At 59.6% G+C, this 23,799-nt stretch carries 17 protein-coding genes; 5 read left to right on the plus strand and 12 right to left on the minus strand.

Going from position 1 to position 23,799, the window contains the following annotated elements; genetic code table 11:
- Positions 1–25 precede the first annotated feature (25 nt).
- Genes otsB through RLW55_RS13090 form a run of 4 tightly spaced genes read right to left on the minus strand, consistent with a single transcriptional unit; the run spans position 26 to position 4,225 of the window.
- A complete protein-coding gene (otsB, locus tag RLW55_RS13075) occupies positions 26–838 on the minus strand; it encodes a trehalose-phosphatase (protein ID WP_423414431.1) in 813 nt (270 codons plus the stop codon).
- 14 nt (positions 839–852) lie between these two features.
- Complete coding sequence (locus RLW55_RS13080; protein ID WP_423414432.1) at positions 853–1,995, minus strand: carbohydrate kinase family protein; 1,143 nt, start codon at positions 1,993–1,995, stop codon at positions 853–855.
- Complete coding sequence (locus RLW55_RS13085) at positions 1,944–2,753, minus strand: ROK family protein (protein WP_423414433.1); 810 nt, start codon at positions 2,751–2,753, stop codon at positions 1,944–1,946. The genes RLW55_RS13080 and RLW55_RS13085 overlap by 52 nt, the downstream gene beginning before the upstream one ends.
- Positions 2,750–4,225: an alpha,alpha-trehalose-phosphate synthase (UDP-forming) gene (locus RLW55_RS13090; protein ID WP_409560400.1), complete on the minus strand. Its 1,476-nt coding sequence runs from the start codon at positions 4,223–4,225 to the stop codon at positions 2,750–2,752. Before RLW55_RS13090 ends, RLW55_RS13085 begins: the two co-directional genes overlap by 4 nt.
- Positions 4,226–4,553: 328 nt before the next feature.
- Here RLW55_RS13090 and RLW55_RS13095 point away from each other — a divergent pair, with 328 nt between their 5' ends.
- Positions 4,554–5,615, plus strand: a complete 1,062-nt coding sequence (locus tag RLW55_RS13095) for an HWE histidine kinase domain-containing protein (RefSeq protein ID WP_414464633.1) — start codon at positions 4,554–4,556, stop codon at positions 5,613–5,615.
- A gap of 17 nt (positions 5,616–5,632) precedes the next feature.
- Here the strand turns inward: RLW55_RS13095 and RLW55_RS13100 are convergent, their stop codons facing one another.
- The 5 genes from RLW55_RS13100 to RLW55_RS13120 form a co-directional block, all read right to left on the minus strand.
- Positions 5,633–7,549, minus strand: a complete 1,917-nt coding sequence (locus RLW55_RS13100; protein ID WP_409560399.1) for a glycoside hydrolase family 15 protein — start codon at positions 7,547–7,549, stop codon at positions 5,633–5,635.
- Positions 7,550–7,688: 139 nt separating this feature from the next.
- The gene (locus RLW55_RS13105; RefSeq protein ID WP_409560398.1) at positions 7,689–9,608 is read right to left on the minus strand and encodes a response regulator; all 1,920 of its coding nucleotides are present in this window, start codon (positions 9,606–9,608) and stop codon (positions 7,689–7,691) included.
- Between the two features lie 11 nt (positions 9,609–9,619).
- The gene (locus RLW55_RS13110) at positions 9,620–15,319 is read right to left on the minus strand and encodes a HAMP domain-containing protein (RefSeq protein WP_409560397.1); all 5,700 of its coding nucleotides are present in this window, start codon (positions 15,317–15,319) and stop codon (positions 9,620–9,622) included.
- A 233-nt stretch (positions 15,320–15,552) separates the two neighbouring features.
- Positions 15,553–16,095, minus strand: a complete 543-nt coding sequence (locus RLW55_RS13115) for a sigma-70 family RNA polymerase sigma factor (RefSeq protein ID WP_013948238.1) — start codon at positions 16,093–16,095, stop codon at positions 15,553–15,555.
- Complete coding sequence (locus RLW55_RS13120) at positions 16,092–16,331, minus strand: NepR family anti-sigma factor (protein ID WP_013948237.1); 240 nt, start codon at positions 16,329–16,331, stop codon at positions 16,092–16,094. Before RLW55_RS13120 ends, RLW55_RS13115 begins: the two co-directional genes overlap by 4 nt.
- 247 nt (positions 16,332–16,578) lie before the next feature.
- On the opposite strand from RLW55_RS13120, the gene RLW55_RS13125 reads away from it, so the two are divergent.
- The gene (locus RLW55_RS13125) at positions 16,579–17,382 is read left to right on the plus strand and encodes a response regulator (protein WP_409560396.1); all 804 of its coding nucleotides are present in this window, start codon (positions 16,579–16,581) and stop codon (positions 17,380–17,382) included.
- A gap of 165 nt (positions 17,383–17,547) precedes the next feature.
- The gene (locus RLW55_RS13130) at positions 17,548–18,108 is read left to right on the plus strand and encodes an SRPBCC family protein (protein ID WP_409560395.1); all 561 of its coding nucleotides are present in this window, start codon (positions 17,548–17,550) and stop codon (positions 18,106–18,108) included.
- A 71-nt stretch (positions 18,109–18,179) separates the two neighbouring features.
- On the opposite strand, the gene RLW55_RS13135 is transcribed toward RLW55_RS13130, so the two are convergent.
- Positions 18,180–18,797: a response regulator gene (locus RLW55_RS13135; RefSeq protein WP_414463063.1), complete on the minus strand. Its 618-nt coding sequence runs from the start codon at positions 18,795–18,797 to the stop codon at positions 18,180–18,182.
- Complete coding sequence (locus RLW55_RS13140; protein ID WP_423414434.1) at positions 18,794–20,155, minus strand: histidine kinase; 1,362 nt, start codon at positions 20,153–20,155, stop codon at positions 18,794–18,796. Before RLW55_RS13140 ends, RLW55_RS13135 begins: the two co-directional genes overlap by 4 nt.
- A gap of 636 nt (positions 20,156–20,791) precedes the next feature.
- Between RLW55_RS13140 and RLW55_RS13145 the strand changes: the two genes are divergently transcribed.
- Positions 20,792–22,327 carry a hypothetical protein gene (locus tag RLW55_RS13145; protein ID WP_423414435.1) on the plus strand — a complete coding sequence of 512 codons (1,536 nt, stop codon included), beginning with the start codon at positions 20,792–20,794 and terminating at the stop codon, positions 22,325–22,327.
- Between the two features lie 14 nt (positions 22,328–22,341).
- On the opposite strand, the gene RLW55_RS13150 is transcribed toward RLW55_RS13145, so the two are convergent.
- Complete coding sequence (locus RLW55_RS13150; RefSeq protein WP_409560391.1) at positions 22,342–22,551, minus strand: DUF2842 domain-containing protein; 210 nt, start codon at positions 22,549–22,551, stop codon at positions 22,342–22,344.
- Between the two features lie 107 nt (positions 22,552–22,658).
- Between RLW55_RS13150 and RLW55_RS13155 the strand changes: the two genes are divergently transcribed.
- The gene (locus RLW55_RS13155) at positions 22,659–23,780 is read left to right on the plus strand and encodes a COX15/CtaA family protein (protein WP_409560390.1); all 1,122 of its coding nucleotides are present in this window, start codon (positions 22,659–22,661) and stop codon (positions 23,778–23,780) included.
- Positions 23,781–23,799 lie beyond the last annotated feature (19 nt).

Raw genomic sequence — 23,799 nt, forward strand, 5'->3', positions numbered from 1 at the left:
CGTCTGCCAAAGCGCACAGCAGCGGTCAGCGTCCCGTTCCCGCGAGCATCTGTAGCCAGTTCAGGACGTCGGCAGGCCCCTGAAACGAGGCTTCGTCCTTCGAGAAATTCTCGCCCGCGACTTTCAGACCGAAGCCGCTCAAATCCTCCGCCGCCTGGAATGCATCGACATCTGAAATATCGTCGCCTAGCATCACCGGCGTCTTGTTCGCAAACTGCGGGAGAGACGCAATTCGGCGCAGCGCCAGTCCCTTCGAGAAGCCGACCGGCAGGATTTCAACGACCTTCCGCCCACCGCAGATCTTGAATTGGTTGGGATAGAGCGGAAGCAGCGCTTCGAGAAGATCGGTCAACGGCTGTTGCATGTCGGGAACCAGCCGGTAGTGCAGGGCGATGCCGCTGCCTTTGTCTTCGAAGACGACGCCAGGCAATTCATGCACGATCTTCTTGATCGCAGCCTGCAGTCCGGGATCGAAGCTCGGCGTCAACGCTTCGATCTCGCCGTCAGCCGCAAGTCGCATCTGTCCACCGTGAACGCCCGCACCAATGAACTTCGAGGGACTGAGCAGGCGATCGGCTTCCATCAGCGGCCGTCCTGTGATGATCGCAACGGCGCCTGCAAGGCGCTGGGACAGTGAGCTGATGAGATCCGGCAAAATGGGCGGGACATGCACTGTTGATGGCGTCAGGGCGACATCGAGCAGTGTGCCGTCGATATCGAGAAAGATCGCAACCGGTTCCTCGGACGAAACAAGCTTCTCGACGTTCGCACGCAGTGCCGCAGCGCGCTCGCGCGGCGAAATACCCGTATCGGTTTGCTCGACCCTCAAATGCTGCATTCCGAATGTCCTTCCTAGATCGGGAAACTGAGAAGCGCAGCTTCGCTTTCGTGCGCCAGTTCTCGCTCTAACACCGGCCGGGATAAAAGCCCCGTCTGTGTATCAATATGCTGCACGACGCTCGCGGCATTGATCGAAGCTGCGCTGAGCGCCCGTACGGCATCGTTCGTGTCTGCTAGATAACATGCGAACGTGGCCGAGAACGCGTCGCCGGCCCCTGTTGTTGCCGCTGCGACGACATGCTGCGCCGTGCGGTAATGAAGATCTTGCCCTCTGGCGATGAACGCACCGTTCGCACCGTCCGTCAGCACGACGGCGCCGACGCCGAGTTCGATCAGCGCGCTCAGAAACTTGGCAAGCGTCATCTCGTATCCGCCGTTACGCAGGCCACGCTTGGCCAGCGGCGGCAGCGGATCGTCATTGCCGACGATCAGCGGAGCTCCGCCGTCTCCGAACGATTGCAGCAGTCGTGGCATCAGCGTCTGCGCTTCGGCGCGGTTCACGCACAGAATGTCGATATGTTTGAGGCTTTGCCAGAAATCGTCGAAGCGCGCCGTAAGCTGACGGATGCCGGGATTGACCGCAAGCCGCGCCCCGGCGCTTTTCGCGTGTTCCACGACCAGCGGATAGCAATCTGCCGACTCATTGCTGAGATTGGCCACGTACACGAGCTGACGTCCGGCGAACGCTTCGGCAGGAAAATCCTCCGGTCGCAAACGCGTGTTGGCGCCGCGGTAGGTAAAGACGGCAGCGTTGCGATCATGCGATGAGATGATGACGGATGAGCCCGTTGGCTCACTCTTGTCGGCGGCTAGCCACGTGATGTCCACGCCTTCTGCGCGCAGCAGGCTGCGCACGATATCGGCTTTGTCGTCATGGCCGACTTTTGCGATGATGGATGTGTTATGGCCGAGCCGCGCCGCGGCCACCGCAGAGTTCAGCGCGCCGCCGCCGCCGCTCGACGCGATCTCCTCGACTTCGGTTTTCTGGCCCTCTTCGAGCAACAGAAATGAACTCTCGGCGTTGCGCATCTTGATCTGTTCGATCTTGTCACTTGCGATCGTGACGATCGTATCAACCATTGCGCCGCCAATGGTGAGGACGTTCATCGCTGTTCCGAAGCGGCTCCCATCAGATCGCTTGTCTGTCGGAACCATTGATCCATCTCCGGACGCCACAACCGCGCGCCGCCCGAAATGCCGGTGGAAGGCGGCACCACGCTAGCCCAGGGCGGAAGATCGAACGTCAGGCGCCGCGAGTTTCCGCCGCCGATGTAAAGCCGGTCAACGTTCGTCAGGCCCTGCACGGAACTCAAGACATACTTGGCACGCTCATTCCAAGCTTCGAGGCCGAGTTCAAGATAGGCCGTGTGTCCGATGTAGCGATCGTAGTTGATATCGTCGCGCGCGTGATGCTGTCCAAGCTCCAGCCCGAAGAAGGCCGAGCCGTTGACGAACAGCGCACATCCCATGCCCGTGCCGAACGTCAGGACGCATTCGCGGCCTGGCCCCTTGGCGACGCCAAGGCCGTAGACGATGGCATCGTTGAGCACGCGCACCGGTGCATTGAGCCTCTGAGTGAGCGTCAGTTCGAGATCGAACTCGCTCCAATGCGGCGTTCCGAGATTAGGCGCGGTCTTGACGTGATGTCGCCCGACGACACCGGGAAACCCCACGGAAACACGCCCAAAAGCCGGAAGCGATTTTACGACGTCGACGATGAGATCGACGATCGTTTCCGGTGTCGACGGCTTTGGCGTCTGTGTCGTGATGAAGTCCGAGATCAACGTGCCGTTCTCGTTGACGGTCGCGGCCTTGATCAGCGTGCCGCCGATATCGACGCACAGAATATTTGGGCTTTTGATGATCTCATCCGACTTCCGAATGCTGATTTTATCTACCGTAACATTCATCATGTCCCCACATTTGCCGAGAGCCGGCTGTCAGTGGTGTTTTTTTTAGTTGCGCGTTGCAAGCGCTCGAGCGCCTTTCCCATTTCGGGTGGCGATTTCGGCGACCGTGCGATACGACGCTGACCCGCTTTAAGCAGCGCCGAGAAATAGCTGCTGCCCCACGCGTCCGCATCGCTCTTGCAGACCGTTTTCATCAGCTTCTGGTAACGCTGCCGCCGTTCGGCGGGAGACATCTCCAGTGCAGTCTTGATGCCCTGAGAGATATCGTTCAGGTCATAGGGATTAACGAGCACAGCGTCCGAGAGTTGCTCAGCGGCGCCCGCAAACTTAGACAGGATAAGCACGCCCGGATCGACGGGGTTCTGCGACGCGATATATTCCTTCGCGACGAGGTTCATGCCATCCATTAGCGGCGTAACGAGACCGATGCGCGACGTTCGGTAGATATCACGCAATTCGCTGCGCGGGATCGTGCGGTGAATGTAGTTGATCGGCACCCAATCGAGTTCGCCGTAGCGCCCGTTGATAGAACCGGCGAGCGATTCAAGCTCGGCCTTGATGTCTGCATACGCTTCGACACTCTCGCGTGTCGGCGGCGCAAACTGCGAAAGCACGACGCTCCGGCGATACTCGGGAAAGTCTTCGAGAAATTTGCCGTAGGCTTTGAATTTTTGTGGCAGTCCCTTCGTGTAGTCGAGCCGGTCGATGCCGATGATGCGATGGATATCGCCAGCCTCGTTCGCCGCCAAGGCTTCCTCCTCGCCCGGCCCGAATGCAAAATCTTTCGGGTCGATACCGACAGGAAAACAGCCGATGTCGAGTTCGGTGTCATCGACGCGGATACGCCCGGAAGGCAACAGCCTGCCATAGACGCTCCGCTGCAAGAAATCGATCAGGTTGCGGACATCTGACTGCGTCTGCAACCCAATGAGATCATAGGCGCCGAGCGCCCGCGCAATCTCTTTGTTCTCCGGGATCGCAAGTAGCGACTGCGCCGGACCGATCGGGATATGCAGAAAGAAACCGATTGGATTTTCGACGCCGAGCTTGCGCAGCTCTCGCGCCATCGGCACCAAGTGATAGTCGTGTATCCAGATAACGTCGTCGGGCTTAAGCAGGGGCGCCAGATGGCGCGCAAACCGCGCATTCACTTCGACATAGCGCGCGTAATATCCGGCTTCGAATTGCGCGAGGTCGAGGCGGTTATGAAAGACCGGCCAAAGAACCGAATTTGAATAACCGAGATAGTAGTCGTTGTAATCGGCTGCCGTGAGCGGCTCTGTCACCGTGGTATGTCCACCGACAGTAATAGACTTGGGCTCGGGTTGATCGGTCTCTTCGATTTGACCGTCCCATCCAAACCAAAAGCCGCTTTGGCGTTCGAGGGTATTGTAGATCGCGACACCGACACCGCCTGCCTGTTGGGCAGCGTTGAAGTCGATGACGCGGTTAGAGACCATGACGAGTCTGGCCAAGAGACCTCCTTCCACGCGCGCGAGAAACTGATCTGATACCGGCCCCTCGCGCAGCACCACGAAGTATAAACCCGCGAAATTGCGACAGGTTCCCGGATTTGTTTATCGCCCGTTTATTTGTTCTTGATACGTTCTTTTGGCACTGCAAAATGCCCACAGCGAGCCTGTGCTGCGACGTCCGTATCGGTCTCGGCAACGTCCCGAACTCTCGCGTTCATCGGCAATTCATGCTACCGAAAAGCCTGTGTAATCTTTGGGGGGCTGGGGCGCCTTTGCTGCGTCACTGGCGTGGAATGCAAAATGGAGGCGCGGGCCGTTCGTGCAACGAATGGTTCAACTCGTCGACAACCTGATCGAGCGAGTTTTTCCGCGGCTACGACGTAAGCCGCAGTATGCATATCCGTTGGGGTTGGCAATTTTTGCAGTCGCGGCGCTAGCGCGACTGGCGCTGTCCCAATGGCTGCAGGACAATACGCCGTTTCTCACGTTCTTCATCGCGGTTCTGCTGGCGTCACTCATCGCCGGAACGGGACCCGGGTTGCTGGTGGTTGTCGCTTCCTTCTTCGCAGGATGGTATTTCTATCTGCCCGGTCCAGGCTGGCTACCGATAACCAATGCGACCGTCGTCGCGCTTGTAAGCTTTTCGATCCTTTCGGTTTTGATCGTCGCCGTGGTTCACATCTTGAACCGCAAGGTCGAAGGTCTGCTGAACGAGCGCTCGCGCAATGAAGCACTGCTGCAGGACAGTGCTCTGGGTGAAATGCAACTTGAACAACTCAATGTCGAACTACGCCACCGCCTGAAAAATACATTCGCCGTCATCGCTGGACTTGTGAGCCAATCAGCCCGCTACACGCGCGATATCGATCAGTTTGCCGCCGCGCTTGGAGGTCGACTTTCGGCGATGGGTAACGCCATGGATCTCGTCGCGACGCGCAACTTCATCGGCGCGCCATTGAGCGAGCTGATCTCCGAAACCATGAAACCTCTGGTGCCGCCGGGCTCAGCGCGTTTCGTCATGCGCGGGCCGGAAACGATCGTGCCGAGTGACGTCGCCAGCGCGCTTGCTTTGACGCTGCACGAATTGGGCACCAACGCCATCAAATACGGGGCCTGGTCGAACGATCGCGGCCGGGTCACCGTGACCTGGACGCTCACCCGCCTCGACAATGACGACAGCCAGTTCGAACTTTTCTGGAGTGAGCGCGGCGGCCCCCCCGTCAGCGCTCCCGAACGGCGAGGGCTCGGAACGACGTTGATCGACAGCGGCTTTCCGACCGCACAAGTCGAAAGACAGTTCAACGAAGATGGCGTCCAGTGCCGGCTCGTCGCCGTTTTGAAACAGGCCACGACGCGGCGCACGCGCGGCCGTGCTTCATCTCTGCATTGAAGCGTCTGCGGAACGTCTTATCCGTTGACGTCGAACGCTCCGCCGCCGTTGCTGCGTGTAACGGCGGAAACGATATCTCGCTCGCTTCGGCTCTGTTTGTTGCTGCTTTCGGCGTCATCGTGATGCGCCGCCGCTGATCCGGTCCATGCGTCTTCCCACTTCCGGGAGAGCGTCATGCCGGAATTGATCAGCCCGGCCATAGAATACGTCTGCGGAAGATTGCCCCAAAGCTCCCCCGTCGAGGGATGTAGATCTTCGCTGAGCATTCCGAAAGAATTCCGGTGACTTAGAATTTCACCGAACAGCTCACGCGCTTCATCGGCGCGGCCGATCGAGGCGAGCGCATCGATGTACCAGAACTGACAGGCGAGAAACGCCGATTCCGGTAATCCGAAATCGTCTTCGGCCGCATAGCGTAGCATCAGCCCGTTGCGCATCAGCTCGCGGCCGATGGTGTTGCACGTCTTGACGAAGCGCGGATCGTCGGGCGGCAGAAAGCCCAGATCGGGCAGCAGCAGAACGCTCGCGTCAAGCTCCTGATGATCGAACGCTCCCGTGAACGATTGGCGCTTGTCGCTCCAGGCACGCGCGAGAATTTCCGCGCGGATTTTCTCGGCGGCTTCCGCCCAGTACGCCATCCGGTCGCCGAGGCCGAGGATCTTTGCAATGCGCGCCAGCCGATCGCATGCGACCCAGCACATGGTGGCGGAATGCGTATGGATGCGTTGGCGCCCGCGATATTCCCAGATGCCGGCATCCGGTTCGAGATAGAGCAAGCGCGCCTGTTCGCCGAGCGCCTCAAGCTCGCGAAACATGCTGGCGTCGCCCATCCGGGGCAATCGCTGATCTATGAACATTTGCGTAGCGCCTAAGATCACACTGCCATAGGCGTCATGCTGCAGCTGGTCCGACGCGAGGTTGCCGAGCCGAACAGGCCCCATGCCTTGATAACCATTGAGATCCGGTGCGATCCGTTCGGCGGCAATATCGTTGTGTACGATGCCGTAGAGGGGTTTCAGCGGGCCTTTGCCGTCCGCGACAATGGTCGTGATGTAGTCGAGGTAATTCTCCATTGATTGCGTCGCGCCGAGGCGGTTCAGCGCACGAATGACGAAATAGGCGTCGCGAAGCCAGCAGAACCGGTAGTCCCAGGTGCGCGGCGTGTTAGGGGCCTCTGGAATGGATGTCGTAAGCGCAGCGGTTATCGCGCCGGTCTCTTCGAACGTGCAGAGTTTGAGCAGGATCGCGGCGCGAATGATTTCCGGCTGCCATTCGTAGCTGACGGCGAGGCCGCGCACCCACGCCACCCAGAAGTCGCGCGTGCGCTCCAGGAATTCGCGAGACAAAGCATCCATCGAGCTGTCGATCGGCTCATCGGAACCGATAACGAGCGTCATCGGATGCGTCAGGGCGAACGGCGTCTCATGCACGACATAGGAAATGGGAATGTCCGTCGTGACTCTAATGGCATTCGATCCGCATGTATATCGGACGTGGTTCGAGCCGTGCGAAGCGCTGGCTGCGACCTGCCCATAGCTGTGCGTCGGCCGAACGCGAACAGAAATGCGTGGCAAGCCGCGCAGCGGTTCGATGCGGCGCATGAGTTGCGTCGGATGAAACGAGCGGTCGAACCGCCAGAAACGCGGCGCGAAGTCCGTCACTTTGACAGCTGCGCCGCTGTCCGAAATGAGTATTGTTTCGAGGATGCAGGTATTGCGAATGTAGCTCGACGTTGCCGACACCTGGCCTTCGAGCACGACGTCGCAAAAACCTTTCTCCTCGTCGCCCGCAAGCAGACGGCAGAAAATCGGATCGCCGTCGAGCCGCGGAAAACACCACCAGACGATGCGCGCGCCTTTGTCGATCAGCGCCGCGACACGGCCGTTGCCGATAGCCGCGACATCGAGTGAAGAACGATAGGAACTGGCAGTCATCGAATTCCCCGCGAGACAGGCTTTGAAAACGAAAACAACGTCTGGAAACTAGCGCGGGTTTCCCGCACCGCACAATGTCGCATGGCCGCAGGTCGCGTGAATGCGCGTGAACGCCCATCGTATCGGCTGAAATTATCCTTCACGCGACCTGATTGGAGGTGCTGGCGGCGTGTTGCTCATCGGCGCGAAAGGCGAGCATCTTGATGAGATCCGTTACGTCGCCCGGATTGTACGGCTTCTTCAGATGTGGATATTCCCGCAAGCGCGGCGGCAGGAACACGAGGTCGTTGTAGCCGGTCGTAAAGGCGAACGGGATCATCCGCCGATCGAGAATCTCGGCAATCGGCGCGCTGTTATCGGCGCCGAGGTTGATGTCGAGCAGCGCAATATCGAAATTGGTTTCCGTCGCTGCACGCAAGCCTTCCGAAAGCTGCGCATATGGCCCGACGACCGTATGCCCTTCCGTTTCGAGATCAAGCTTCAACTGCATGGCAATCAAGGCTTCATCCTCGACCAGAAGAATGCGGCAGCTCCTCGGAGCCGGGATGTTTGCAGCGGGAAGAGGCGTGCGCGCCTTTGGCACGATCGCGATATGGCGCGTGCCGACGAGTTGTGTGCGTGACGAAAGCTCGCCTTGGAAATCGAATTGGAATCCTTCGGGCGAGAAAGTCATCTCAGCCGTGCCGCCGCATTCCGATGCAGCGCTGCGGATCACCGCAAGGCCGAAACCATTGCGCGCCGGCTTGCTGCAATGAGGTCCTCCGCGCTCCTGCCACGAGAACGCGATCTTATCGCCTTCCGGCGTCGTGATGCGCGACCATCCAACGTTGACCTTGCCACCTGCTGTCGAGAGCGCGCCATGCTTGACGGCGTTGGTGACGAGTTCGTGCAGGACGAGAGCCATCGACTGCCCGAACTTGGACGTCAGGCGAATGCGGTCGCCGTCGACGATGATGTCGTTCGTGCTGCGAGAACGGAACGGAGCGAGTGCGCCCTGCACGAGTTCGTGTAGGTCGACGCCCGTCCAGCTGCTCTGGCGCAACAGATCGTGCGCCGACGACATCGCATGAATGCGCCCGTCGAGCGCGGACGCAAACGACGCAACCGAAACCGCATTGGCGCTTGAAAGCCGGGCAATTGCCGCAACATTCGCGAGGATGTTTTTAACGCGATGGTCAAGCTCGGCCATCAGAAGCTGCTGATGGCTCTCGGCCGATTTGCGTTCTGTAATGTCGAGTACCGTTCCGAGCACGCGCTGTGTTTCGCCGATGTTGATTGCGCGTCCGCGTGCGAGAATCCACGAAATGCCGCGTGCACTCGTCACGCGATATTCGAGTTCCGCAATGCTGTCGGCATAGTTGGCCGTGCGGACATAGTTTCTGACCATCTCGCGGTCGTCATCGTGCACGACCGACATGAAGTCTTCAAAGCTTTGCTGTTCGGGAACATCGCGATGTAGCACGTCTGAAGTGTTCGCCGACCAGCGCAGCATCTGCGTTGTGGCATCGTATTCGAACGTGGCAAGTTTCGCGGCCTCGCTCGCGAGGCGCAGCCGCTCGGAGCTTTCTTGCAGTGCCGCGTGTGACGCCTCAAGCTGTTCGGCGCGTTGCTTGACGCGTTCTTCGAGCTCCGCATTAAGGGCATCAAGCTGCCGTGTCTTGCGATAAAGCTCGACGAAAATCTGCACCTTTGCCTTCAGGATTTCCGGCACGACCGGCACGGACACGTAATCGACGGCACCGGTTCGATAGCCTTTCAGAAGATCGTCCGTCTCAAGCCGCACTGCCGAGATAAAGATCACCGCCGTCTTTTCGTGGCGTGGATGGTCGCGGATCATCGCGGCAAGCTCGAAGCCATCGAGATCGGGCATGCACACGTCCATCAGGATGACGGCGATGTCCGTCTTGAGGAGCGCCGTCAGTGCTTCCTCGGCAGTCGTTGCTTTAATGAGCGTCGCGTCGAGCCCGTCGAGAATGGCTTCATACGTCAAAAGCTTTCCCGGCTGATCGTCGACCAGCAGGATGTTGACGGGTTCGATAGGTGCGTTTTCCGCAGGCATTAGTGTCCTCGTCAACGATGCAGCCACATTCTCAACGCCGACAAAAGTTGCTCAGTATCCACGGGCTTTGCAAGGTAATCCGAAGCACCCGCCTCAAGGCACTTCTCGCGGTCGCCCTTCATCGCCTTGGCCGTCAGCGCGATGATGGGCAGACGCTGGTTTTTCTCGCTGCTGCGGATCTTCTGCATAGTCTGATATCCGTCCATTTCGGGCATCATGATGTCCATCAGAACGATTGAAACATCCGTCGTGCTGAGCGTCTCGATGGCTTCGAGGCCGGTCGTCGCCGTCAGCACTTCCATGCCGCGCCGTTCGAGCAGGCTGCTCAGAGCGAAGATGTTACGCGCATCGTCATCGACGAGCAGCACTTTGCGCCCGACCAGATAGTCGTCGGTGTCGTGCAGGCGCGACAGCAATTCTCGCTTCTCCGCCGGCAACTCCGTGACGACGCGATGCAGGAAGAGCGCCGTCTCGTCCAGTAGACGCTCAGGCGACTCGACGCCCTTCACCACGACGGTGCGCGCATATTGCCGGATCTGCAGGTTTTCGTCGCTCGACAATTCGCGCCCTGTAAACACGATGACCGGAATATCGCGCATCGTTTCTTGCCGGCTCATGTGCTCCAGGATCTCGAAGCCCGACATGTCGGGCAATTTGAGATCCAAGACCACGCAGTCGACATTCTCCAGCCGGAGCGTGTCGATCGCCGATTTGCCGTCTTCCGCCGTCAAAATCTCGACGTCGCTTTCTTTGAGAAGCGTCGAAATGCTGAGACGTTCCGCCGGATCATCCTCGACGATCAGCAATCTCTTGGTGGCGGTCGCAGAAAACGCCCCGATCTTGCGCAGCGCCGATTTCAATTGGTCCGCCTGCAAAGGTTTCGTCAGGAACGAATACGCGCCGCGCGCCAGGCCATGATGGCGATCGTCGTCGAGTGTCAGAACTTGCACCGGAATATGCCGGGTGAGCGGATTGTGCTTCAACTGGCTGAGCACCGACCAACCCAAAATATCCGGCAGGTGAATATCGAGAGAAATCGCAGTCGGATTGTAATCCGTTGCCAGCGTCATAGCGTCGACGCCGCGTTGGCAGACAATGCCTTTGAAACCGGTGTCGTGCGCCGAGTCGAGAAGTATGCGAGCGAAATTCGGATCATCCTCGACGATCAACAGAACCTGATCGCCGGCAACGATACTGTCGCGGTCATCCTCGATCGTGGATGGCAACAACCCCGGATGCGGCAACGCGACGGGCGATGTCATATTCGCTTCAGACTTCGTCCGGACATCACTCGCAAGCGAGGCGTAGCGCAGCGGCACGTAGAGCGTGAAGATGCTCCCGACACCGGGTTCGCTCGACAATTGAATTTCACCGCCGAGAAGGTGAGCCAGCTCGCGGCTAATCGCGAGGCCGAGACCCGTACCGCCGTACTTGCGGCTGGTGCTCGCGTCGGCCTGCTGGAAGGCCTCGAAAATAAGCTTCTGTTTGTCGGATGGAATGCCGATACCAGAGTCCTGAACCTCGAATGCAACGATGGTCGGAGCCGTCGATAGAATGGGATGCTCGGAATTCCACTTGTTGCCGTTGGCTGGTTTGACGGCCAGCCGCACGAACCCGTCACGCGTGAACTTGAAGGCATTCGAAAGCAGGTTCTTCAGAACCTGCTGCAGACGCTTGGAGTCCGTGAAAATCGTCTTACCGAGATCAGCATCAAACGTAACTTGGAAATCGAGACCGCGCCGCTCGGCTTCGTGGCGGAAAGGCCGCGCCACGGCTTCGATAAGACCGCCGAACGCGACCTCTTCCGCATCGACCGAAACGGTGCCGGATTCGATCTTCGACAAATCGAGAATATCGCTGATGAGGTTCAGCAGGTCGGTCCCTGCGCCGTGAATCGTGCGCGCGAACTCGACCTGCTTCTCCGTCAGGTTCTTGTCCGGGTTATCGCTGAGCTGCTGCCCGAGGATGAGGATGCTGTTGAGGGGCGTTCTCAGCTCATGAGACATGTTGGCGAGGAATTCGGACTTGTAGCGTGACGTCAGCGCAAGCTCGGCGGCCTTTTCTTCGACCGCGCGCCGCGCCTGATCGATTTCCTCGTTCTTGCGTTCGACTTCGACGTTGCGCTCGGCGAGCTGTTGCGCCTTCTGCGCCAACTCTTCGTTAGTCTTCTGCATCGCGCGCTGCTGATCCTGCAACTCGCCAGCGAGCTGTTGCGACTGCATCAGCAGGCTTTCCGTCTGCATCGTCGCTTCGATACTGTTCAAGACGACGCCGATGGACACCGAAAGCTGTTCAAGGAATGTCAGCTGCGCAGGCTCAAAGTTCTGCAGCGAGCTGAGCGATATGACGGCCTTCAGGCGGTCCTCGAACGTGATCGGATGCACGATGACGCTGCGCGGCGGCGCTTTGAACACGACGGAATCGATATTCGTCGTCGGTTGCGGAATGTCGGTCAGCACGCGGCGCTGCTTTTCGACGGCACATTGCCCGACGAGGCTTGAGCCAAGACCGAGCCGTTCGGGGTAGGGCGCTTGCGTATCATCGGCGTAGCTCGCAAGCAGCTTCAACTCGCTGTTGGTCGCATCGTACTGATAGATAACACCCTGATGCGCGTTGATCAGCGGCACGAGTTCCGACAGCAGTTTCTGCGACACTGTCATCACATCGCGCTGCCCCTGAAGCATGCTGGTGAAGCGCGCGAGGTTCGTCTTGAGCCAGTCCTGTTCGGTGTTGAGCTGCGTCGTGAGACGCAGGTTGCCGATCATCGTGTTGATGTAGTCTTTCAGTTCCGCGACTTCGCCGCGCGCTTCGACCTGAATCGTGCGCGAAAGGTCGCCGCGTGCGACGGCCGTCGTCACTTCGGCAATGGCGCGCACCTGTGTCGTGAGGTTGGCGGCCAGCAGGTTGACGTTGCCGGTCAAATCTTTCCACGTGCCTGCGGTGCCCGGCACGTTGGCCTGACCGCCAAGACGCCCTTCGACGCCGACTTCGCGCGCCACCGTCGTGACCTGATCGGCGAACAACGCCAGCGTTTCGGTCATGTCGTTGATCGTTTCGGCGAGTGCTGCCACTTCGCCTTTCGACTTCACCGTGAGTTTCGGTTTCAGGTCGCCGTTCGCAACCGCGGTCACGACCTTCACGATGCCGCGCACCTGTTCGGTAAGGTTCGCAGCCATGACGTTCACGGTGTCGGTCAAGTCCTTCCACGTACCGGCGACGCCCGGCACGGTCGCCTGACCGCCGAGCCGGCCTTCAGTGCCGACTTCGCGAGCGACGCGCGTCACTTCGGAAGCGAAGGCATTGAGCTGGTCGACCATCGTGTTGATCGTCGTCTTGAGATCGAGAATTTCGCCTTTGACGTCGACCGTAATTTTTCGCGAAAGGTCGCCGCGCGCCACAGCGGTCGTCACTTCGGCGATGTTTCGAACCTGCGTCGTGAGGTTGGCGGCGAGCAGGTTGACGTTATCGGTCAAGTCTTTCCATGTGCCGCCGACGCCCGGCACAACGGCCTGACCGCCGAGGCGGCCCTCGGTACCGACCTCGCGGGCCACGCGCGTCACTTCGGCAGCGAACGACCGTAGCTGCTCGACCATCGTGTTGAGCGTTTCTTTCAGCAGCAGAATTTCGCCGCGCACGTCGACGGTGATCTTCTTAGACAGGTCACCGCTCGCGATGGCGGTCGCAACTTCGGCGATGTTACGAACCTGGGCCGTCAAGTTGCCGGCCATGAAGTTCACGTTGTCGGTGAGGTCCTTCCAAGTACCGGCGACGCCCGACACCTGCGCCTGACCGCCAAGCTTGCCTTCGGTGCCGACTTCGCGGGCGACGCGCGTCACTTCGGAGGCGAAAGCATTGAGCTGGTCCACCATCGTGTTGATGGTGTTTTTCAATTCCAGAATTTCGCCTTTGACGTCGACGGTGATCTTTCGCGAAAGGTCACCGCGCGCCACGGCCGTCGTCACTTCGGCGATGTTGCGCACCTGACCGGTCAGGTTGCCCGCCATCGAGTTGACGTTGTCGGTGAGGTCCTTCCACGTACCGGCGACGCCCGGCACCGCGGCCTGACCGCCGAGCTTGCCCTCGGTGCCGACTTCGCGGGCGACACGCGTCACTTCGGAAGCGAAAGCGTTGAGCTGATCGACCATCGTGTTGATCGTCGTCTTGAGATCGAGAATTTCGCCTTTGACGTCGACGTCGATTTTCTTCGACAAGTCACCACGCGCGATGGCGCCCGAAACCTCGGCGATGTTACGCACCTGTGTCGTGAGGTTCGACGCCATCGAGTTGACGCTGTCGGTCAAGTCTTTCCACGTACCCGCAACACCCGACACCTGCGCCTGGCCGCCAAGCTTGCCTTCGGTGCCGACCTCGCGCGCCACGCGCGTCACCTCGCCGGCGAAGCCGTTGAGCTGATCGACCATCGTGTTGATGGTCTCTTTCAACTGCAGAATTTCGCCCGAGACGTTGACCGTCACTTTCTTCGAAAGGTCGCCGCGCGCAATGGCGGTGGCGACTTCGGCGATATTACGCACCTGGCCGGTGAGGTTGCCCGCCATCGAGTTGACGTTGTCGGTGAGGTCTTTCCACGTACCAGCGACGCCCGGCACCGCAGCTTGGCCGCCGAGGCGACCCTCGGTCCCGACTTCGCGGGCCACGCGCGTCACTTCGGAGGCAAAAGCATTGAGCTGGTCCACCATCGTGTTGATGGTGTTTTTCAATTCCAGAATTTCGCCTTTGACGTCGACGGTGATCTTTCGCGAAAGGTCACCGCGCGCCACGGCCGTCGTCACTTCGGCGATGTTGCGAACCTGCGTCGTGAGGTTGGCGGCCAACAGGTTGACGTTATCGGTCAAGTCCTTCCAGGTTCCGCCGACGCCCGGCACAACGGCCTGACCGCCGAGGCGACCCTCGGTGCCGACTTCGCGGGCGACGCGCGTCACTTCGGCAGCGAACGATCGCAGCTGTTCCACCATCGTATTGATGGCTTCCTTGAGCTGCAGGATCTCGCCGCGCACGTCGACGGTGATCTTCTTCGACAGGTCGCCGTTGGCGACGGCAATCGTCACTTCAGCGATGTTGCGAACCTGAGCCGTCAGGTTCGAGGCCATCAAGTTGACGCTCTCGGTCAGGTCCTTCCAGACGCCGGTCACTTCGCCGATCTGGGCTTGGCCGCCGAGCTTGCCCTCGATGCCGACCTCCCGGGCGACGCGCGTCACTTCCGAGGTGAAAATCGACAACTGCTTGATCATCGTATTGACGATTGTCGCCGACCGCAGGAACTCGCCCTTGAGCGGACGACCATCGACGTCCAGCCGCATCGGTTGCAACAGGTTGCCCTGCGCGACGGCTTCGATCGTGCGCGTCACCTCGGTCGTCGGCTGCAACAGGTCGTCGACGAGGCCGTTGATGGACTGTTCCATCTCCCCCCAGGCGCCGAGCGCCAGGCCGAGCCGCACGCGCTGGTTGGTCAAACCTTCGCGGCCGACCGCATGGCCCAAATGCTGAAGCTGATTGGCCATGCGCTGGTTTGTAATAATAATGTCGTTGACGGTGTCGGCGATCTTGCCGGCTAGGCCGTCCCAGTCGCCGCGCATGCGGACACTGAAATCGCCCTCCTTAACCGCCTGAAGTGTTTGGAGCATTTCGACGAGCACACCGCCCGAACCCGAAGGGTAGCGCTCGGATTCAACGGCGCTGATCTGCTCCGACATTCAAAACTCCCCTCGCGTCGCGTTTTAACCCCGAAGAACGCTCGAACCCGGCAGTTTGTTCCATTGCCCTGCAGGCGCTCTCGGCCGTTCCCGCCGTTTATGATGACCGGTTCGGTAATAAGCATGATCGGCTGAGACGCGGTCATCGAACCGCCGGTCTGCCGAGACCGTGAAGAAACTGCCGCAGCAAGCAGAACGAACAAGGTGGCCAAAGATTGGCTGACGCAAACGCGCTATCGGCCTGACGAGCTTTTGACGGCGTCTTCATCGTCCGGCACAGCTTCGCCTGGGAGCTGACCGGTCATTTCCTCAAGAAGCCGATTGCGGGCGCGGTTGACGCGGCTTTTCATCGTCCCGACCGCGCAGCCGCATACGCGGGCCGCATCCTCGTACGAGAAGCCTTCCGCGGTAATGAGCAGCAGAGCCTCGCGATGGTCGGGCGAGAGCCGCATCAGCGCTTTCTGCATGTCGTCGAATTCAAGATGGGTAAGCTGCGGTGGCGGCACGCTGGCATTCATCGCCGCATGATCCTCATCGAGCTCTTCACGCTGGGATTTCCGATAGTACGTGAAATAGGTGTTGCGGAGGATAGTGAACAGCCACGCCTTGAGGTTCGAATCCGGCACGAAGGAGTCTTTGTGCGTCCAGGCTTTAAGCAAGGTTTCCTGGACAAGATCGTTCGACAGCTGCGCATCGCCGCTCAGCGAATGTGCAAAGGCCCTAAGATTTGGGATCGCCTCGATCAGCGCGTCCCCGAAACTCTTAGTTTCCGTCACTTCTGCTGCTCCTTGGCCTCGAGCTTGCGGACAAGTTCGAGGAGGTCGTCGGGGACGGGCTCCTGGGCGATGGTGTCATACATCGCCCGCATGCGCTGACCGATGAGCTGCGCGGCAAATCCGGGAAGCTGCGGAAGAGGGCCTTTTGCGGCCTCGGGTTCTGGCTGACCTTCCGGTTCCGGAAAGTCGCCGTCCGTTCTCTTGCAATCCTCGGGTGCGTCGAGGCGATGCTGCATGACGTGATCTTGAGCCCTGTTGAAGATTGCGACCGGCCCCGATTGAGACAAACTCCTGTAACATTGTCAGCAGGGGGGCTCGTCTGCCGAACGTGGCACAAGAGATTTTGTTCCGGGTGGGAACCATCTCTTCCACAGGTTCGTTGTTGTTCCGGTAGAGATTGGCCATCGCGGAGGTTGCGCGGGCGGTATTGCCGCTCGCCAAGGATGAGTTTACTCATCCGCTTGGCTTGGGAGGTCCAAAGCTATGTCGATTGCGCAGACAATACGCGTGCACTTGCCTTATTTACGGCGGTTCGCACGGACCTTGACCGGCGCGCAGCAGACGGGCGACGCCTACGTTGCGACGCTTCTCGAAAGTCTGGTTTCAACGCCGTCGGACTTCCCGACGAACATGCCGCCGCGCATGGCGCTCTATCACCTGTTCCTGAAGGTCTGGAATTCGGTCCGGCTCGATTCGAACGGCGGCGACGAAGTGACCAGCGCGCTTGTCGCGGCCCAGCGGAAAATAAACTCGATCAGCTCGCTGCCCCGGCAAGCGTTCCTGCTGGTTGCGGTTGAAGGCTTCACCTCGGCCGAGACGGCCGCCATTCTCGAAGTCACGGAACCCGACGTCGAGAAGCTTCTTGAAGTTGCCGGCCAGGAAATTGCTCATCAGGTCGCGACCAACGTTCTCATCATCGAGGACGAACTGCTGATCGCGATGGACCTTGAAACCATCGTCACCAGCCTCGGCCATTCCGTGCAGGAAGTGGCAACCACGAAAAACGAAGCGCTCGCGGCTGTGAAACGCAACAAGCCGGGGCTCATCCTTGCCGATGTTAAGCTTGCCGATGGCAGCAGCGGTCTTGAAGCAGCGAAGGAGATCGTTGCCGAAGACGAGGTTCCGATCATCTTCATCACGGCCTATCCCGAAAAGGTCCTGACCGGCGAACGCCCGGAGCCGACCTTCCTCATTTCAAAGCCGTTTCAGCGCGACACCGTCATGGCGATCATCAGCCAGGCGCTGTTTTTCGACACCAAGGCCCATCCTCGGACTGCCGCCGCCTGATATCTAAAGCCGGCGCTCCGAGTCTGGGTATACAATCCAGGCAGCCCGAGCCCTTCCGGCCAGACTTTTTCCCATAGTAATAAAGTAACGCGCTTGTGAAGCCGGGTGTCCCGGCTTTTTCGTATGAGCGTTGGGACTGACAAAAAAACTTGGGAGTGAAGCGCAATGAAATTGGCACAGGGTCCTGTCTTCGCCGGACTGATTGCCGGACTGCTCGTGGGAACGCTTGGCGCCGTCACCGCCGCCAACGCGGCCAGCATTGCCGTCGGCAAAAAGCTGGAGCTCAAGGTCGACCCGGCAAAGATGAAAGAAGAGCGCGATCGTCTCTGGGCCAAGTACGGAGGATGGTGCGCGATCCAGGATTGGCATCCGGCTATCGCGAAATGCGAGGAGACCACCGAGGGCGACGCCAAGGTCCGCATCCTGACGCTAAAGGGCGGCGGCACGATCAAGGAAAAGCTGCTCGACGTGAAGCCGAACTTCTACCGCTATGAAATTCTCGAAAGCCCGCTGCCGGTCAAAAATTATCAGGCGCAGTTTGCTCTGACGCCGGATGACGACGACGAGGATGAAATCAATTTCGCTTGGTCCGCCGTATTCGATCCCGCGGACGGTAAGACCGACAAGGAATCCCGCGACGTGATCGATGGCATCTTCAAGGCTGGTCTCGACAACATCAAGAAAACGGCGGGCACCAAGCCTGACGATGACGACGACAAGAAATAAGCGTCACGCGAAACGGTTAAAAAGGCGCCGCGCAATCGGCGCCTTTTTTCTTTTCCTCGCTCGTCGAGCGATCATGCCTTCAGCGTTTCGATCGCGAGACGGATGAGGTCTGCGGTCCGGTCGACGCCGAGCTTCACCTTCATCTGCGTGCAGATGTTGGCGACGGTCTTGTAAGCGATCCCGAGACTTTCGGAGATCGCCGTCATGCTCTTGCCCTGTCCGAGCATCCGAAGAATCTCGACCTCGCGGATCGACAGCGACTGCAGCGGATCGTCCGACGAAATCTGGCTGACCGCAATGCGCGACGCGAGATCTCTGTCGATGTACTGCTCGCCGGCGCGCACCTTGCGGATCGCCGCGATCAGTTCTTCGACCGGCGCGCTTTTGCTGACGTAACCCCGCGCTCCGCCGCGCAGTGCGCGAACGGCATAGATCGGCTCGTGGTGCATACTGAAGACGACGACCCGCGCGTTGCCGTCAGCGGCGAGAATTTGCCTGAGAACTTCAAGGCCGCCGGCGCCTTCGAGATTGAGATCGAGCACCACGACGTCCGGCCGCTCTTGCCGGTAGACGGTGAGGGCCTCATCAATGCCGGACGTTTCCAAAACGTCCGCTTCGAAATGTGCCACGAACAGCTTTCTCAGCCCTTCGCGCACCACACCATGGTCATCGACAATAAGAATTTTCATGCTGCACTCGTGGTCATGTTTTGCTGGCCATCATTCTTATTTCGCGCCAGCGGCAGTGGAATCTCGACAATCAACAACACGCCTTTCCCCCCTTCGCGATCGGCAATGCGGAGACGGCCGTCAAGCGACGCCACGCGCTCTCGCATTCCTGCAAGACCAAATCCTCTCGTTCCATTCACCGTAATTCCCGAGCCGTCGTCCGATACGACGATCCGCAATGCGCCATCGACGCGCCGCGCCGTAAGTCCGATAGCGGAAGGCTGCCCATGCCGCACGGCATTGCTCGTGCCCTCCTGCAAAATCCGAAAAGCGACCTCCTCGATGCCGATTGGAAAACGCGCGTCCTCAATGTCCATCGTGAAGTTGATGTTGGGTCGTCGCGCCTTCCAGAACGCGACCAGCTGCTCGACCGCGATCACCAGCCCCTGATCGATCAGCAGCGCCGGCCTGAGGCGGCTCAGAATAGCGCGCAAATGCACCTGCATGTGCTGGACCGACTGGCGAATGGCCTTGCTTCGTTCGACGACCTCATCGGACGCATTGCGCGAGGCGAGGAGAGGGATCGCCTGCGCATCGACGTCGGCGGCGAAAAGAAACGGGCCAATCTCGTCATGGAGATCGCGGGCGATCTCGGAACGCTCTTCTTCCTGTACGGTCGAAAGTTGCTCGTTGAGGCGGTGGTTATCATGCTCGGACGCTTGCAACTGGTCGGCCATGCGGTTGAAAGCCTGATAGATCAGTTTTAGGTCTTCGGGACCGGCTTCGGCGACGTGGGCCGTGTAGTCGCCTTTTCCGACGCGGTCGAGCGCAGATGAAAGCTGTTCCAACGGTCGGAGCGCCCGCCCGAGCGTGGCGTAGATCAGCGTCAGCACGACGGCGCAGAAGCTCGCGATGATCAGGAATTTGAGCTTCAGATCTTCCCAGACCTCGCTGACTTCATTGTGCGGATCAGCCTGTATTCGAATCGTACCGAGATCTTGGACCCCTTTGGGAAGATCGAACGTCCGCGCTCGCTGCTCGCCGGCAAGAAGCCCGAACAGCCAACTTGGGGGAGGATCAAACGGCTTTTCGAGACGTGACACGCTCGCAATCTTGCCGGTCGGATTGACGAGGCGAGCAACGATGTGCCGATCGCCGTCGAACGAGGAGATGATCCTGCGAACCTGCGTGTTCGCGTCGGGTCCTGGCACGACGGACGTCAGCGCATCGCCGACGGCGCTGCCCGCGACTTCCATGGCCGACGACATTTCAAGATCGATCTTGCGCAGCCCATATAGGTACGTCAGCACGCCGCCACCGATAAGGCAAAGCGCGAGGACGAGCGCGACGAGCGCGAGAAGTCGGCGTCTCAAGGGCATTCGTAAAGCAATGCAAACAATTGTAACATTGTAACTTCTTGGCCCACGCCGATGTGTGCGTCAAGCAAAGTTGCCAAAGCTTCGGTCGGTGAATGGCAAAGAACCTGCATTTCATCGTTTGTAAACGAATTCGAATGCCGGAGCGTACCATTCCATGACGCCGTATTTTCGTTCCTACGCCGCCAACTTCAATCGCATACGCCTATTGGAGATGATCGACCATCGCGAACCGCAAACGAGCCGTCGCGAAATGCAACATTTACAGACGATATGCGCGCAGGAACGGGAAATCCGCGCTTTTTCGGATATGCAATTCGCTGCTCACAAGAAGCGCAATGGCGTCTTGCCGGGAATTATTCCCTAATTTGCGGGAAAAATTTCCAGTCGCAAGCCGCGCGTCTTTACCCGGTTTTGCTATCGCGACGCTTCGATGATGCGCCCTGTGAATTTGGCGGGCGCGCGCAATTGTCTCCAATCTTTTCATTTCCATTAAGCACTTGCTAACTTCGCCAGACGCTTACTCGGGGCATTGCCGAAACCCCGGACTGAGCCCTGAAAGTAATGCCGTCGCGTGTGTCTGCGTTGCCTGAACCCCGTCAAGCGCCGACAATAACGGAAGCGCTGAAGCAGAAGGCTATGCTGCTCCTCCTGTTGAGCGTATTTGTCAGTGCAGTGACATATGCGGTGCTCTCGCTGATCGCGCCGCGGTATGAAAGCGAAACCGTAATCGCCATCGAGCCGGAAGGCGCCACGTCATCGACTGCGATGGATCAGGCAGCGATCAGCACCTACATCGGCGCTCTGGAATCGTCTTTCTTATTGCGCCCCATCGCTGATGAGCTCGCGCTCGCCAAGCAGCCCGAGTTCAACGGCGCGCTGGGGCCGGTCGATCTGCTTCATGCCGCGCGGCGCGCGGTCGGATTGGACAACGACGGCGGCGGTGCCAACGAATTGACGCGGGTCGTCACGGCTCTGCGCGACAGCCTCGACATCCACGGCACGAATGATCGTCACGCCATCGTCATTCGCGCGACGTCGCTTGATCCTGTGCGCGCTGCCAAAATCGCGAATGCCATCGCCGACAAATATGCAGCGATGCTCGCGCAAGAGGCCAAAAGCGTGCAGATGGGTTTCTATCGCGCACCGGATGCGCCCAAGAGCAAAGCGGCGGCACCGCCGGTCGCGCATATCCTATCGAAGGCCGTGCCGAACGCCGTGCCCGCCTACCCGAAGAAGATCGAGCTTTCGGTCGTGGCAGGCGCGGCCTTTGCGTTGTTTGCCGTCGCGTGGATCGTCGTGACGACCGCGCTGCGTGGACTGCCGAAGCGGCAACCTGAAAAACCATCAGCCTCGCACGCGGATGCGCCCGCGCCGAAGCCAGAACCGCTTCTGGAGACCAAGCCCGAGATCGCGGACGAGCCCATACTGGCTGAGAATATATCAGAGCCGGTTGAACTGCCCGCCGAGCCGGATGACATCGCCGCTGTGCCATCCGCCATGACGCACGATCAATCCACCGCCTTTACTGAAATCGAAAAGCTCGCCCTCCGCCTCAAGGCGCAGCGGCCGTCGGGAGGCGGACACCGCACACTCATCACGTCGGAGAGCGAGGACGTCATTCCCTACGAGCAAGCGCTGGAGTTGGCGAAAGTTCTCGCTGGCTGCGGTGCGCAAACAATCCTGATCGATTGGAGCCCGAGCGGAAAGGGATTTGCAAAGGCAGCCGGGGTCGAGGCTAGCGTAGGCTGGAACGATCTGTTGCAGGGCCGCGCAACCTTCGACGACATCATCCATCGGCTGCCTGGCAGTCGCGCTCAAGTGATTGCTAGTGGCGTTGCGCTTCCGTACGGCGGCCGCAAGCTGGATGCCGACCTGCTGAACTTGGCGCTCGATGCCTTGGACGAGGTTTATGACCATATCGTCGTGACAGGACGTCACAACGAAGCGCGTGCATTGTTCGAATGTATCGAAGGCCGTTTCGATGCCGGGATTACGGTCGAGCCGAATGGCGACGACACGTCATCGCCGAGCGACGCAACGACCTTCCTGAGTTTTGACGTCACCGATATCGATATCTTGCATTATCGGCGTCCCGAGCCGCCCGCTTCGGCCATGGCGCAGCGCATTGCCCGTGCGACGCGCGCGCGTGAGTTAGCCGTTCAGCACGCCTAGCCGCGTTCTCTGTTTCAGCGGTCGGGACGTTGCATCCAACTGATGAGCCACGCGGCCGGGAGCGTCCACAGCAGTCCGGCGACGGCGTAATAGGCAAGCTCCGCAAATTTACTGACGTTGCGAACCTGCAGGACAACCGCGACTGCGACCGCCAGAACTGCATAGATGCCCACGAGCAAAAGTAGAGCTACCGTGCCGAGAAGCTTTCTTTTGCGCTGCGTCATAGCTCGACAATCGCCCGCGTTGAAGCCCGCGCCGCATGGGCGCATTGCTCCGCCTCAATGAAAGAGTATCACACCCCGATTAAACGGCTTGAGGATATGCCCCGCCGATGAGCACGATGCAACTTTCGGATAATCGCGGCACGACGGCCCAAAACGGTAAAGACGCCGGTCGGCGCTCCGTTTCGCTCTGGCTTTGGTTCGTGGCCGCGCTGGTGCTGGCGATGGTCGTCGTCGGGGGCGCCACGCGACTGACGGAAAGCGGGCTTTCGATCACCGAATGGCAACCGATCCTCGGCGCGATCCCGCCGCTGAACGAAGCCGACTGGATGGCGGCGTTCGACAAGTACAAACAGATCCCACAGTACACGGCCATTCATGATGGCATGTCCCTCGATCAGTTCAAATTCATTTACTATTGGGAATGGAGCCACCGGCTGCTCGGCCGCGCCATCGGCTTCGTGTTCGCCATTCCGTTTCTGTACTTCTGGTGGACCGGCAAACTGAAGCGCGGCACGGGAAAGAAGTTTCTCGGCATCCTCGCTCTGGGCGGACTTCAGGGCTTCATTGGTTGGTACATGGTCAGCTCCGGTTTGAGCGAGCGCATTGAAGTAAGCCAGTACCGGCTCGCGCTGCATCTGGTGACGGCGTTTATGATCCTCGGTCTGCTCGTTTGGGCGGCGCTCGAAGAATGGCCGCGCGAGGAGCGCATCACGGGCGAGGTGGCGACGCCGTTGATCAAGCGTATGGCCGCCATCATCGTTGCCACGGTTCTTATTCAGGTCATGCTCGGCGCCTTCGTGGCGGGGCTCAGGGCCGGATACATCTACAACACGTGGCCGTCGATGGATGGTCAGTTCATTCCAAGCGACTATTGGATCAAGCCTGCGTATCTGACCTTCTTCGAAGGCCATGCCGCCTCGCAGTTCAATCACCGCATGGTGGCCTATCTCGTCGCCGCATTGGCTTTTTTCCAGATTTGGCTGACGACGCGCACGCCGGTCGATGATCGCATCCGCCTGACGTCGCAATGGCTCGGCGCCGCGGTCGTCTTCCAGATTGCGCTCGGCATTACGACGCTGCTGCTGCACATGCGTCTCGACCTGGCCCTGTCGCATCAGGCAGGCGGCGCGATCGTTTTCATTCTGGCTGTCGTGCATTTGCACGCAACGCGCCGCGCTGGGATCGTTCCGCGCGATTACTTCGCCGCCCGCGGTCGCGCATCGGCCTGACGTTCGCTCGCTCAAGCTC

The organism is Hyphomicrobium sp. B1, from assembly GCF_049532635.1.
Taxonomy (GTDB): Bacteria; Pseudomonadota; Alphaproteobacteria; order Rhizobiales; family Hyphomicrobiaceae; genus Hyphomicrobium_B.